Genomic DNA, 13,764 nt, shown 5'->3' with positions numbered 1-13,764 from the left:
GGGCCCCCACACAGAGAGAAGGGAAAAGCAAACCCCCCCCCCCCCCCCCCCCCCCCCCCACCCCCCCCCGCCCCCCCCCCCCCCCTGTGCTGTGCCCGCTGCCGGGCCCCCTCTCCGTGCCGCCGCTCGCTCGTGTGTCCTGCCGCACAGCGAAGGGCAACTTTCTCTGTGCGGACTGTGGACTCAACAACATCACCGTGCAACTCTCCAACAACTGAACGCAAAAAGGCGACCCTTGCTCCCTTGCGGCTCTTCCGCGTCCCCCGTGACACCCCTCCAGGGCAGGAGAAGGATGACCAGACACCGTTGGAGAGGCCGCTTGCTGGCCGCTCTGCTGACCGCAGCGCTCGCCCTCATCGGGCTCCCCGCACTGACCACGACCACGGCCACGGCGGCCGGCGGCCCCAACCTCGCCGCGGGCAGGAGCGCCACGGCGAGCAGCTCCAAGGCCGAGTACGGCGCATCCCGGACCACCGACGGAGACGCGTCCACGTACTGGGAGAGCTCGGGCCCCGGTTTCCCCCAGTGGGTGCAGGCCGACCTCGGGGCGGCCGCCCGCATCGACGAGGTGGTCCTGAAGCTGCCCGCCTCCTGGGAGAGCCGGAACCAGACGCTCGCGGTACAGGGCAGTGGTGACGGCACCAGCTTCGACACGATCAAGTCCTCGGCGTCGTACGCCTTCACGCCGGGCGCGGGCAACACCGTGACCATCGCGTTCCCGGCCACCCAGGCCCGCCACGTGCGGATCACCATCACCGCGAACACCGGCTGGGCCGCCGCGCAGCTCTCGGAGCTGGAGGTGCACGGCGCGAGCGACTCCTCCGCGAACCTGGCCGCGGGCAAGCAGTTCACGGCCAGCAGCACCACGCAGACCTACGTGGCCGCGAACGCCGGCGACGGGAACCGCACCAGTTACTGGGAGAGCAGGAACGGCGAACTTCCGCAGTGGGTCCAGGTGGACCTCGGCGCGTCCGTGCGCGTCGACCGCGTGGTGCTGCGACTGCCGTCCGGCTGGGGCGCCAGGACCCAGACGCTCAAACTCCAGGCCGGCACGAACGGCTCGGACTTCAGCGACCTGACCGCCTCGAAGGGCTACGACTTCAACGAGGCGAACGACCTCACGCAGAGCCTGTCCTTCAACGCCACCACGACCCGCTTCGTCCGGGTGCTCGTCTCGGCCAACACGGGCCGGCCGGCCGGGCAGTTGTCGGAACTGGAGGTGTACGGGCCCACCACGGGCGACACCCAGGCGCCGGCCGCGCCCGCCGACCTGGCCTACACCGAACCCGCCTCCGGCCAGATCAAGCTGACCTGGAAGGCCGCCACCGACAACCTCAGGGTCACCGGGTACGACATCTACGCCAACGGGGAGCTGCGCACCTCCGTCGCCGGCGACGTCACGACGTACACGGACACCCAGCCCGCCTCGGCCACCGTCGCCTACTACGTGCGGGCCAAGGACGCGGCGGGCAACCAGTCCGCCGACAGCAACACCGTGACCCGCAAGGGTGATTCGGGCGACACCCAGGCCCCGACCGCCCCTGCCGACCTGGCCTTCACCGAGACCGCCGGCGGACAGGTCGAGCTCACCTGGCGGGCGTCCACGGACAACGTGAAGGTGACCGGCTACGACCTCTACGCGAACGGAACCCTGCGCAAGAGCGTCGCCGGTGACGTCACGACGTACACGGACACCCAGCCCGCCTCGGCGACCGTCGCCTACTACGTGCGCGCCAAGGACGCGGCGGGCAACCAGTCCGCCGACAGCAACACCGTCACCCGCAACGGTTCCACGAGCGACGACGCGAACCTCGCCGTGGGCAAGCCGGTCACCGCCTCGTCCAGCGTCTTCACCTTCGTCGCGGAGAACGCCAACGACGACAGGACCAGCACCTACTGGGAGGGCGGTCCCGGCACTTACCCGAACAGCCTGACGGTGAAGCTCGGCGCCAACGCCGACGTCGGCACCGTGGTCCTCAAGCTCAGTCCCGACGCCGCGTGGGCCGCCAGGACCCAGCGGATCCAGGTCCTCGGCCGTGAGCAGAAGGCCACCTCGTTCACGAGCCTGGCCGCCGCCAAGGACTACACGTTCGACCCGGCGAGCGGGAACACGGTGCGCATCCCCGTCACCGGCCGCATCGCGGACGTCCAGCTGGTGTTCACCGCGAACTCCGGCTCCTCGGCCGGACAGGTCGCCGAGTTCCAGGTCCTGGGCACCCCGGCGCCCAACCCCGACCTCCAGGTCACCGGCATCACCTCGGCACCGGCGAGTCCCGTGGAGTCCGACGCGGTGAAGCTGACCGCGACCGTGCGCAACACCGGTACGGAGGCCTCCGAGGCCACCGACGTCGAGTTCCGCCTCGGCGGCAGCAAGGCGGGCACCGCCGCCGTCGGCGCGCTCGCCGCCGGTGCGTCCACGACCGTCACCGCCGACATCGGCGCCCGTGACGCCGGGACCTACCGGGTCAGTGCCGTCGCGGACCCGGCCGGCAAGGTCATCGAGCAGAACGAGGGGAACAACTCCTACACCAGCCCGACCTCCCTCGTCGTCAAGCCCGTCTCCAGCTCCGACCTGGTGGCCGCCTCCGTCGGCTGGTCGCCCGGCGCACCGGCCGAGGGCAGCACGGTCACCTTCTCCGTGACCCTGAAGAACCAGGGCACGGTGGCCTCCGCGAGCGGCGGCCACGGCATCACTCTCACCGTCCTCGACTCCGCCGGCACGACCGTCAAGACGCTCACCGGTTCCTACGACGGGGCCATCGCGGCCGGTGACACCGCCTCCCCGGTGAAGCTCGGAACCTGGACCGCCGGCAAGGGCAAGTTCACCGTGAGGACCGTGATCGCGGCCGATGCCAACGAACTGCCGGTCAAGCGGGACAACAACACGACCAGCCACTCCCTGTTCGTCGGCCGGGGCGCCAACATGCCGTACGACATGTACGAGGCCGAGGACGGCACCGCGGGCGGCGGCGCACAGACCGTAGGACCCAACCGCACCGTCGGCGACATCGCGGGCGAGGCGTCGGGCCGCAGGGCCGTCACCCTCAACAACACCGGCAACTACGTGGAATGGACCACCAAGGCCGCCGCCAACACCCTGGTGACCCGCTTCTCCCTCCCGGACTCCGCGGGAGGCGGCGGCACGAACTCCACCCTGAACGTCTACGTCGACGGCAAGTTCCTCAAGGCCGTCGATCTGACGTCGAAGTACGCCTGGCTGTACGGGGCGGAGACGGGCCCGGGCAACTCGCCCGGCTCGGGGTCACCGCGGCACATCTACGACGAGGCGAACCTGATGCTCGGCCAGACCGTCCCGGCCGGCAGCAGGATACGGCTCCAGAAGGACGCCGCCAACGACTCCAAGTACGCGATCGACTTCGTGAGCCTGGAGCAGGCCTCGGCGGTCCCGAACCCGGACCCGGCCGCCTACACCGTGCCGGCCGGCTTCTCCCACCAGGACGTGCAGAACGCGCTCGACAAGGTACGCATGGACACCACCGGCAAGCTCGTCGGCGTCTACCTGCCCGCCGGTGACTACGAGACGTCGAGCAAGTTCCAGGTCTACGGCAAGGCGGTCAGGGTCGTCGGCGCAGGCCCCTGGTACACACGCTTCCACGCCCCGTCGTCGCAGGAGAACACGGACATCGGTTTCCGGGCCGAGGCCAGTGCCAAGGGGTCGTCGTTCGCGAACTTCGCGTACTTCGGCAACTACACCTCGCGCATCGACGGCCCCGGCAAGGTCTTCGACTTCTCCAACGTCTCCGACATCACCATCGACAACATCTGGAACGAACACATGGTGTGCCTCTACTGGGGCGCCAACACCGACGGCATCACCATCAAGAACTCCCGGATCCGCGACATGTTCGCCGACGGCATCAACATGACCAACGGCAGCACGGACAACCACGTCGTCAACAACGAGGCGCGGGCGACCGGCGACGACAGCTTCGCGCTGTTCTCCGCGATCGACGCGGGCGGGGCCGACGAGAAGAACAACCTGTACGAGAACCTCACATCGATCCTGACCTGGCGCGCGGCCGGCATCGCCGTCTACGGCGGGTACGACAACACCTTCCGCAACATCCACATCGCCGACACACTGGTCTACTCGGGCATCACGGTCAGCTCGCTGGACTTCGGTTACCCGATGAACGGCTTCGGCACCGCTCCGACGACCCTGGAGAACATCTCGGTCGTCCGGGCGGGAGGCCACTTCTGGGGTTCCCAGACCTTCCCCGGGATCTGGATGTTCTCCGCCTCGAAGGTCTTCCAGGGGATCCGCGTCAACAACGTCGACATCGTCGATCCGACCTACAGCGGCATCATGTTCCAGACCAACTACGTGGGAGGACAGCCACAGTTCCCGATCAAGGACACCGTCCTCACGGACGTGACGATCACCGGGGCGCACAGGAGCGGCGACGCGTACGACGCGAAGTCCGGCTTCGGCCTGTGGGCCAACGAGATGCCGGAGGCCGGCCAGGGCCCCGCCGTCGGTGAAGTCACCTTCCACAACCTCAAGATGAGCGACAACGCGCAGGACGTGAGGAACACGACGTCCACGTTCAAGATCAACCAGCTGCCGTAGCGGGCACCGCGCGCCGATGGCCGGACAGCCGCGCGGGCGGCGGGGTCTCCCACCCCGCCGCCCGTGCGGCACACCGCCCGGGACGGGCACGTCCGCGGCCGTTGATCGACTGGTGGAGCGGGACACCCCGGCTTACGTTGGTCAAGTGAATGCCGGCGCCCGCGCCGGCCTGCGACGACGCACGGACATCCCATGATGACGGCCGCTCACTCGACACCCCCGAAGTCTGCCGAAGCCCCGGAGCGGGGCCACGGCAGCGGTATCGCACTCCTCGTCATCGCCTCGTGCCAGCTGATGGTGGTTCTCGACATCACCATCGTGAACATCGCTCTGCCGCACATCCAGACCTCGCTCGGCTTCTCGACCGAGAACCTCTCCTGGGTCATCAACGCCTACACGCTGACCTTCGGCGGGCTGCTCCTGCTCGGCGGACGGCTGGGCGACATCCTCGGCCGGCGCAGAGTCTTCGTCTTCGGCGTCCTGCTCTTCGTGTTCGCCTCACTGCTCGGCGGACTCTCCCAGGAGGCCTGGCACTTGCTCGCGGCCCGCTCGCTCCAGGGCGTCGGCGGCGCCATCGCGTCCCCCACCGCCCTCGCGCTGATCACCACCACGTTCCGCGAGGGCCCCGAGCGCAACCGGGCGTTCGGCGTGTTCGCGGCCGTCTCGGCCGGCGGCAGCGCGATCGGACTCCTCGCGGGCGGACTGCTCGTGGAGTGGCTCGACTGGCGCTGGGTCCTCTTCGTCAACGTGCCCATCGGCCTGCTGATCGTCCTCGCGACGCCCCGCTACATCCGCGAGTCCGAGCGGCACCCGGGCCACTTCGACCTCCTGGGCGCGCTCACCTCCACCCTGGGCATGGTGCTGCTCGTCTACGGCTTCATCCGCGCCTCCGAGGAGGGCTGGAGCGACAGCCTGACCCTCGCGTCCTTCGCGGCCGCGGTGCTGCTGCTGGCCGCGTTCATCGTCGTCGAGCGCCGCTCGAAGCAGCCCATCACGCCGCTGTGGATGTTCCGTGACCGCAACCGCGCGGGTGTCTACGGAATGATGCTGACGCTGGCCGCGGCGATGTTCGGCATGTTCTTCTTCCTGACCCTCTTCGTGCAGAACGTCCTGCACTTCAGTCCGCTGCGCGCGGGCCTTGCCTTCCTGCCGGTGAGCGCGATCATCGCGGTGGGTGCGGGCTTCGCCTCGCAGATGCTGCCCCGGTGGGGCCCCAAGCCGTTCATGGCGGGCGGCTCGATCCTGGCCGCGCTCGGGCTCGGCTGGCTGACGCTGACCGACGTCGACAGCACGTATCTCGGCAGCATCCTCGGTCCGATGCTCGTCTTCGGCTTCGGCATGGGCATGCAGTTCGTGTCGCTTACCCTGATGGCGGTCTCGGGTGTCTCGCCGCAGGAGTCGGGCGCCGCGTCCGGCATCCTCAACGCCACCCAGCAGGTGGGCGGTTCGCTCGGCCTGAGCGTGCTGGTCACCGTCTTCGGTACGGCCAGCCGCAGCGAGGCCACCGACCAGATCCGGCAGTTCATGTCTCAGGCCACCCCCGCCCAGCGGCTCGAGTTCCGCAGAACCGGACAGCTCCCGCCGCCGTGGAGCGACCAGGTGCTGACCTCGGGCATCTCGAGCGCGTTCGTCGTGGCGGCCGTCCTCGCCGTCGTGGCCGCGCTGATCGCCGTGATCGTCATCCAGGTGCGCCCGGACGACCTGGAGCGGCTCCAGGGCGGCGCGGCCGTCCCCGGTGTGCCGGCCGGGAACGTCCCCGAGGACTCGGCCCCCGGAGTGGCGGCACGGGGGCCGGACACCCGCAAGAGCCCCCCGCCCGGCTGACACCGGACGCCCGGCCCTGTCAGCGGACGTGGCCGGCGACGACCCGGGCGATCTCCCGCGTCATCCGGACGATCCCCGGCGACCGGACCGGGCACGGCCTCGGTCTGGACGTGGTGGGCGCGAGACAGAAGTGCAGGTGGTCGTCGTCCCGGTGCAGTGCCGTACGGCCCGCTCCCGGCTGGGTGCAGTACCCCGCGTGCGCACGCTCGTAGGCGGTGCACGGCAGGTACTGGGCCCACGTGTAGCGGGCGGACACCGGGCTGACGGCCTTCCCGGCGTCGGCGACCAGCTCGTGCGAGGCGCGGGCCCGCCGCTCGTAGAGGGCGTTGACCTTCCTCACCCGGTCGGGGGTGACGGGGTCCGGTCCCTGCAGTACCCACACGATCCTCGGCCGCCGTGACCCGCCCGCCCCCGCGATCTGGTCGGCGAGCCGGTCCGCGTCCGCCGCGTACCGCGAGAAGTACGTGCCGCGCGCCTTGCCGTAGGTGATCCCGCCCATGCAGGGCGTGTAGCCCCAGGAGTTGCCCCAGAACTGGAGCACCACGTAGTCCGGCCGCACCGACCGCACCAGCGCGGCGGCCTTGTCGGCGGCCGGCACCAGCGACCTCTCCGAGGTGCCCTCCAGGTAGTCGCACAGGGTGGTGCCGGAGTAGGGCGCGCTCGTGTACCGGGCGCGTACCCCGTCCCGGAGCGCCGTGCCGAGCGCCCGCTGGTTCTCCATGGCCAGCGAGTCCCCGAGATAGAGCACCGTGGGCGCCTTCGCCGGCGCTCCGGTGGGGGAGGCGGCGGCCCGCCGGTGCACGGTCGGGGAGGGGGACGCGGTTCCGCCTTCGACAGGCACCGGAGCGGGCGCCCGCGGACTCGACGCGGGATCCCCGCACGCCCCGAGCAACAGCCCCGCCAGCACCATCCCCGCGATCCACGGCTTTCGCATCCGGACACTCCCGCCCCGCCCGCCGAAAGGGCCTCCCAGGCAAGCACAGCCACCGGGAAGGGGGAAGGCGTACGTCGGCCACCGCGCCGGTCCCGGCCCGGCGCGGTGGCACCGGCGGTGGCCGGCGCCCCGACGACCGGGCGTCCTGATGACCGGGCGCCCCGACGAGCGGGCGCCCCGGGACGCCGCCCGGCGGGCGCGCGCGGTCAGTGCCGGGCGGGCAGGTCGTTCACCAGCACGGCAGCTCCGTCGAAGCGGCCGGCCTTGAGGTCCTGAAGGGCCTCCTGCGCACGCGAGAGCGGGTACGCGTGCGTGGTGGCCTCGACGCCGTACCGCGCGGCCAGGGTGAGGAACTCGCGCCCGTCCGCGCGTGTGCTGGACGTGACGCTGCGCAATTCCTTCTCGTAGAACAGCTCCTGCTCGTAGTGCAGCGGCGGGATGTCGCTCAGATGGATCCCCGCCACCGCGAGGACACCGCCGCGGTCGAGCGCGCGCAGCGCGACCGGGACCAGGTCCCCCGCCGGAGCGAAGAGGATCGCGCTGTCCAGGGGTTCCGGAGGAGCGTCGTAGATGTCACCCGCCGAGGCCGCGCCCAGTTCGAGCGCGAGCCGCCGCGAGGCCGCGTCACGCGTCAGGACGTGCACGGTGGCACCCTGGGCGAGCGCCACCTGCGCGCACAGGTGGGCGCTGCCCCCGAAGCCGTACAGCCCCAGACGTCCGCCCGGCGGGAGCGACGCGCGCAGCAGCGCGCGGTAGCCGATGATGCCCGCGCACAGCAACGGCGCGAGGGCGACGTCGTCGACGTCCCGGGGCAGGCGGTGGGCGAAGGCGGCCGGCACGGTCGTGTACTCGGCGTAGCCGCCGTCGGCGTCCCACCCGGTGTACGTGGAACCGGGGCACAGGTTCTCCGCCCCGCGGGCGCAGTACGCGCAGGTGCCGTCGGTGGAGCGCAGCCAGGCCACGCCGACCCGGTCGCCCTTCGCGAACCCGCTCACGGCCGACCCGGTCCCCGCCACCACGCCGACCACCTCGTGTCCCGGTGTCACCCCGGGCCGGCGCACCGGCAGGTCGCCCTCGCTGACATGCAAATCGGTCCGGCACACCCCGCAGGCGCGGACGTGTACGAGGAGTTCGTCGTCCCCGGGCACCGGGACCGGTTTCTCGACGAAGCGCAGCGGCTCCTGCTCGATCGGCCCGGGCCGGGCCACCTCCCACGCGTGCATCATCCGTGTTCCGTCCCGTCGGCGACCGCCCCTGGCATCTCCCGTGCTGTGCCCAGTCTCGTGCAGGTCGCCGCGCTCGGCGCGCGGCACTGGCCCGGGCTGGCTAGCGTGAGGAACGAAACCAACCGGCGAAGAGAAGAAGGTCGACGTCATGGCCGTGCAACCCGAAGGAACACCGTGCTGGGCCGACGCGATGTTCGGCGATGTCGAGATGGCCAAGAGTTTCTACGGTGACGTACTCGGCTGGACGTTCGGCGAGTCGTCCACCGAGTACGGCAACTACACGCAGGCGTACGCGGACGGCAAGGCGGTGGCCGCCGTCGTGCCGCCGATGCCCGGCCAGGACGGCCAGTCCGCCTGGTGCCTGTACCTCGCCTCGCCGGATGCCGCGGCCACCGCGCAGAAGATCCGTGACAACGGCGGCGAGGTGGTGATGGGGCCGATGCAGGTCGGCGACTTCGGCACCATGGTGCTGGCCCGTGATCCGGGCGGGGTCGTCTTCGGCGTGTGGCAGGGCGGCGTCCACGAGGGCTTCGAGGCGACCGCGGTGCCGGGCGCGTACTGCTGGGCCGAGGTGTTCACCCGCGAGCCGCAGAAGTCGGACGCGTTCTTCCCGGCTGTCTTCCCCTACCGGGCCCAGCAGGTGGCGGACGAGCACATGGACTTCCGGATCTACCGGCTGGGCGAGGGGCCGGTGCTGGGCCGGATGCGGATGACGGACGACTTCCCGCCGGAGGTGCCCCCGTACATCAACGTGTACTTCACCGTCGAGGACTGCGACGCGGCGGTGGCGAAGGCGACCGACCGCGGCGGAGTACTGCGCTTCGGGCCCATGGACAGTCCGTTCGGCCGCTTCGCCGCGCTGAGCGACCCCCAGGGCGCGTCCTTCACCGTGATCGACATCAGCACGACGCAGGGCGAGATGCCCGAACTCACCGACGTCTCCTGAACGCCGGGCCCGTGCACCTGGCTCCGTACCGCCCGGACAATCCACCGGACGGCGAATTCCACTCCGCCGAATGCGGAATTCCGTCGGAGCGGTGCACGGCAATTTCCGGCCGTGCGCACGCTCGCCGGTCTGATCTGTGACTTCACACCTGACGCACGAACGGAATGCGGCATTTTCCGAAAGGCGTCCGGATTCATCTCGCCACGGCAACCATGCGGAGTACCTATTGGTCTCTTCCGGTAGCCGCGCCCGCTCGTGGGCGGCTCACCCCCCACAGGGACTGGGAGTGGAAGAGACCGCATGCTCCGCATTCACTTCACCCCGCACGACCTGCAGAACGTCCGCCTCGCCCGGCAGCCGGATCCGCTCTGGGAACTGGTGTGCAGCATCTGCCGACTGGAAACCGGACAAGGGCCACTCGAATTCGGTCACTGGCGCCGGTCGGTGCGCGCCCGGCTCGCCGTCGACCCGACCGCGGCACGCGCCCTGCGCCCCGTGCGGCAGCTGATTCCCGCCACCGGATACATCCCGGACTTCCTCACGCCGCCGGTCACCGGCGAAGGCCTTCCGGCGGGCCTCGAACGGGTGCGCGCGACGCCCCGCGACCGGCTCGCGCGCGAGCTGTCCCTGCTGGCCGGGACCCGCCCGGTCCCCGAATGGGCGGACACCCTCGGCAGGCCCGGCTCGGACGGCCTCCACCTGCTGACCGGCGCCCTGGGCCGCTCCTTCCGGACTCTCCTGGAGCCGTACTGGCCGCACATCCGCACCGCGGTCGCGAGCGACGTCGGACTGCGTACGCGCACCCTGCTCGACGGCGGCACCCAGGCACTGCTGGACGGCCTCCGCCCGCTCGCCCGCTGGCGCGCCCCGGTGCTCGAAGTGGACTACCCCGTCCGGCGCGACCTCCATCTGGAAGGACGCGGACTCCTCCTCGTCCCGTCCTACTTCTGCTGGCGCCGGCCGACCGCGCTCGCCGACCCGGGACTGGAGCCGGTACTCGTCTACCCCGTCGCCAAGCCACCCCTGGACATCGCCCGCACCGCGGACGACGGACTCGAACGGCTCCTCGGGCGGACCCGTGCCACGGTGCTGAGCGCGGTGGCCGGTCCGAAAGCCCGGACCAGCTCCGAGGTTGCCCTCGCCGTGGGCATCTCCCTGCCGAGCGTCAGCTACCAGATCGGTGTGCTGCGTGACGGGGGACTGGTGGCCAGCCACCGCGACGGCAAGTACGTCCTGCACTCGGCGACGCCGCTGGGGCAGCGACTGATCATCGGGAGCGGCGGCGGAGCGACCGGCCCCGGGCCCGGAGCGGGTGTCGGCCCGTGGCATGATCGGGGGCATGCTTGAACGCGTTGTGGCCGCCTGTGACGGGGCGTCGAAGGGAAACCCCGGACCCGCCGGCTGGGCCTGGGTGGTCGCCGACGACACGGAGACCCCCGCCCGCTGGGAGGCCGGCCCGCTGGGCACGGCCACCAACAACGTCGCCGAACTCACCGCGCTGGAACGGCTGTTGACGGCGGTTGCGCCGGACGTCCCGCTGGAGATCCGGATGGACTCCCAGTACGCGATGAAGGCCGTGACGACCTGGCTGCCCGGCTGGAAGCGCAAGGGCTGGAAGACGGCCGCGGGCAAGCCCGTCGCCAACCAGGAACTGGTCGCCCGGATCGACGAACTGCTCGACGGCCGCTCGGTCGAGTTCCGCTACGTGCCCGCGCACCAGGTGGACGGCGACCGCCTGAACGACTTCGCGGACCGCGCCGCGAGCCAGGCGGCCATCGCCCAGGAACCCGCGGGCAGTGACCTCGGGTCCCCGCAGCCGCCCCCGTCGCCGGACACACCCGCCTCGGGCACGCACCGCCGCCCCGCGAGCAAGTCCGCCCGTACGGGTGCCACGGGCTCCCGTACGGGCGGTCCGGCGCGGACGATCAAGGCGAAGTTCCCCGGCCGCTGCGTCTGCGGACGCTCCTACGCGGCGGGGGAGCCCATCACGAAGAACGCGCAGGGCTGGGGTCACCCGGAGTGCCGTACGGCCGCGGCCGACGCCTGAGTACGTCGTACGCACCAGGTCGGGTCGGCACCGACGGCCGCGGTGGGGGTGCGGCTCGGGCTACGGTGCCGCGCCGGCCTGCTCCGTGGCGAACCCCCTCGTTCCGTTCAGGCGCTCGCGGGGAACGCGGTCCCGGGGTTCAGGCGGTGTCGAAGGTGTAGTGCGCCGTGTGGTCCAGCAGTTCGGCCGGACGCACGTCGTTCCACGGCTTCATCGTCTCGTTCAGGTCGACGACGTTCGGCGTCGAGCCGGCGGGGAGATAGCCGGAACCGGGGTGCAGGCGCTGCCAGTCGGCCCACAGCTTGTCGATGTAGGCGTGGTGCAGCCAGAAGACCGGGTCGTTGGGGGAGACGCCGGTGGCCATCTGGCCGCCGACCCAGACATGGACCCGGTTGTGGAGGTTGACGCCCCGCCAGCCCTCGAGGTGGTTGCGGAAACCGTCGGCGGAACTGTTCCACGGGGCCATGTCGTACGTCGCCATGGCGAGCACCGAGTCGACCTCGGCCCGCGTCGGCAGTTCCCTCGTGCCGCCGCCGAGGGCGCGCCGCAGGTAAGTGCGGCTGTCCACGCGTATGTTGACCGGCCAGTTGCCGGCGGACGCGGCGAAGGGACCGTCCATCACCCGGCCGTCCAGGCTGCGGCCGGTGCCGCCGAGGAAGTCGGGAGCCCACAGCGAGGAGCGGGGCGAGCGGTCCGTGCTCCAGTCCCAGTACGGCAGCGCGACGCCGGCGTCGACGGACTGCAGCGCCCGCTCGAACTCCAAAAGGAATCTGCGGTGCCAGGGGAGGAACGACGGCGAACGGTGCCCCGTCCGCTCGCCGTTGTCCGTGTCCCCGAGGACGAAGGCGTTGTGGGTCGTGACGAACGCGTCGTAGCGTCCACTGCGCTTCAGCTGGAGGACGGCGCCGACGAAGCGCCGCTTCTCGTCGGCGGTCAGGACGGCCTGGTTCTTGCGTACGGTCATGTGCGGGTCTTTTCCGGTCTGCTCGAGGTGCGGGTCAGTGGGCGGCGGGGCCGAGGGGGACGAGTGGTGCCCCCTGGAGTTCCACGACGGCGGCGCGGGCGGCGGCGCGCGGCGTGGGCACGGGGTCGTAGTGGCTGACGACGCTGATCCAGCTGCCGTCCGCGTTCTGCATCACGTGCAGTTCCACCCCGTCGACGAACACCCCGTATCCCGCGCCGTGATGGTGTCCGCCGCCGGTCGGGCGGCCCTCTATGCGGCGCCCCCGGTAGACCTCGTCGAACGCTTCCGGTCCGGTGGGGTGTCCGGCGGCTGCGGACGCGGTGGGTGCGGTGACGCTCTGTGATCCGGCCGCCGCGGCGAGGGCGGCCGCGGCGCCGAGGACACGGCGGCGGGTGAGTTCAGACATGCGAAGTCCTCCTGGGACGGCTCTCTGTGCTGACCCGGCATGCTTATCGGTCTGTCGGAGAGCGGAAGAAATCGCTGCGACCCGGTTGGCCGTGATCCGGACAATTAACCAAATGTCGTGCAAGTTTGAACGAAGATGATCTTGCTGTGGCGGGTGCCCGGGAAGACCGGAAAGGGGAATTCCTCCCGATGGCGCCCCGTGCTGCGGTCATCTTGCGGAGGCGGGGGGTGCGCAGTGGCGTGGCTCACTCGCGCAGACTGGCGGGAAACGTGGTCCGGGCTGGCCGGTCGGCGGAGCGCCGCGCCCGTCCGGCCGGCCGTTGCGTGCCTCGGAGTCGGCTCAGGCGGGCAGGGGTGTGCCGCAGCGGTTGCAGTAGTGGGCGTCGCTCTCCGTCGCCATACGCCCGCACTCGGCGCAGACCTGCTGGAGCAGGCAGGCGGGCTCACCGCCCGCGGACGCCGAGGCGGCCCTCGGGAGCGGGGCGGGGAGGCCGGACCGGGACGGCCGGACCGTGAGGCAGTACATGCCGGTGTCTCCCGCGTGCGCGCGGACTTCCGCGCCCCGGGGAAGCCAGGCGGCGGTGTGTGCCGTCAACTCCTCCCGGCGGCCCGGTGATTGCATGTACCCCTGGCCGTCCAGCACGACCATGAGTGCTTCCGAGTCGTCCGGGAACTCGACCGGCGCGCCCGGCGGGAACCGGACGGCCGCGACCTCCAGATCCGACTCCGGGGCGTCCAGCCGCCAGACGGTGCCCAGCCGTTCGGCGGCACCGCGGGCCAGTTCGTCGAGTGCGGCCAGGACGGGGACGGCGGGCGAGCGCATGGTG

The 13,764-nt window shown here is 71.1% G+C and carries 10 protein-coding genes; 5 read left to right on the top strand and 5 right to left on the bottom strand.

Going from position 1 to position 13,764, the window contains the following annotated elements:
* Positions 1–292 precede the first annotated feature (292 nt).
* Together AC069T_RS16380 and AC069T_RS16375 are read left to right on the top strand one after the other, a co-directional pair.
* A complete protein-coding gene (locus tag AC069T_RS16380) occupies positions 293–4,591 on the top strand; it encodes a discoidin domain-containing protein (protein WP_478783388.1) in 4,299 nt (1,432 codons plus the stop codon).
* A gap of 195 nt (positions 4,592–4,786) precedes the next feature.
* Positions 4,787–6,415 (top strand): MFS transporter, encoded by a 1,629-nt coding sequence (locus AC069T_RS16375; protein ID WP_478783458.1) that lies wholly within the window; start codon positions 4,787–4,789, stop codon positions 6,413–6,415.
* A gap of 19 nt (positions 6,416–6,434) precedes the next feature.
* On the opposite strand, the gene AC069T_RS16370 is transcribed toward AC069T_RS16375, so the two are convergent.
* A complete protein-coding gene (locus AC069T_RS16370; RefSeq protein WP_478783387.1) occupies positions 6,435–7,349 on the bottom strand; it encodes an SGNH hydrolase domain-containing protein in 915 nt (304 codons plus the stop codon).
* 206 nt (positions 7,350–7,555) lie between these two features.
* A complete protein-coding gene (locus AC069T_RS16365) occupies positions 7,556–8,572 on the bottom strand; it encodes a zinc-binding alcohol dehydrogenase family protein (protein WP_478783457.1) in 1,017 nt (338 codons plus the stop codon).
* Positions 8,573–8,723: 151 nt separating this feature from the next.
* Between AC069T_RS16365 and AC069T_RS16360 the strand changes: the two genes are divergently transcribed.
* The 3 genes from AC069T_RS16360 (at position 8,724) to AC069T_RS16350 (ending at position 11,568) form a co-directional block, all read left to right on the top strand.
* Positions 8,724–9,521: a VOC family protein gene (locus AC069T_RS16360; RefSeq protein ID WP_478783386.1), complete on the top strand. Its 798-nt coding sequence runs from the start codon at positions 8,724–8,726 to the stop codon at positions 9,519–9,521.
* A gap of 300 nt (positions 9,522–9,821) precedes the next feature.
* A complete protein-coding gene (locus AC069T_RS16355) occupies positions 9,822–10,868 on the top strand; it encodes an ArsR/SmtB family transcription factor (protein WP_478783385.1) in 1,047 nt (348 codons plus the stop codon).
* On the top strand, positions 10,849–11,568 hold the full coding sequence (locus AC069T_RS16350; protein WP_478783384.1) for a ribonuclease H family protein: 720 nt from the start codon (positions 10,849–10,851) through the stop codon (positions 11,566–11,568). The genes AC069T_RS16355 and AC069T_RS16350 overlap by 20 nt, the downstream gene beginning before the upstream one ends.
* A 139-nt stretch (positions 11,569–11,707) precedes the next feature.
* Here the strand turns inward: AC069T_RS16350 and melC2 are convergent, their stop codons facing one another.
* From melC2 to AC069T_RS16335, 3 genes are all read right to left on the bottom strand, one after another.
* Positions 11,708–12,532 (bottom strand): tyrosinase MelC2, encoded by an 825-nt coding sequence (gene melC2 / locus AC069T_RS16345; protein WP_478783383.1) that lies wholly within the window; start codon positions 12,530–12,532, stop codon positions 11,708–11,710.
* A gap of 34 nt (positions 12,533–12,566) precedes the next feature.
* Positions 12,567–12,938: an apotyrosinase chaperone MelC1 gene (gene melC1, locus AC069T_RS16340; protein ID WP_478783382.1), complete on the bottom strand. Its 372-nt coding sequence runs from the start codon at positions 12,936–12,938 to the stop codon at positions 12,567–12,569.
* A 339-nt stretch (positions 12,939–13,277) separates the two neighbouring features.
* Positions 13,278–13,760 carry a cupin domain-containing protein gene (locus tag AC069T_RS16335; protein WP_478783381.1) on the bottom strand — a complete coding sequence of 161 codons (483 nt, stop codon included), beginning with the start codon at positions 13,758–13,760 and terminating at the stop codon, positions 13,278–13,280.
* Positions 13,761–13,764: the final 4 nt, after the last annotated feature.

It is taken from the genome of Streptomyces sp. NPDC043867 (assembly GCF_056435845.1).
The sequence above is the reverse complement of the archived record's forward strand: the minus strand, read 5'-3'. Positions and strand labels throughout refer to the sequence as shown.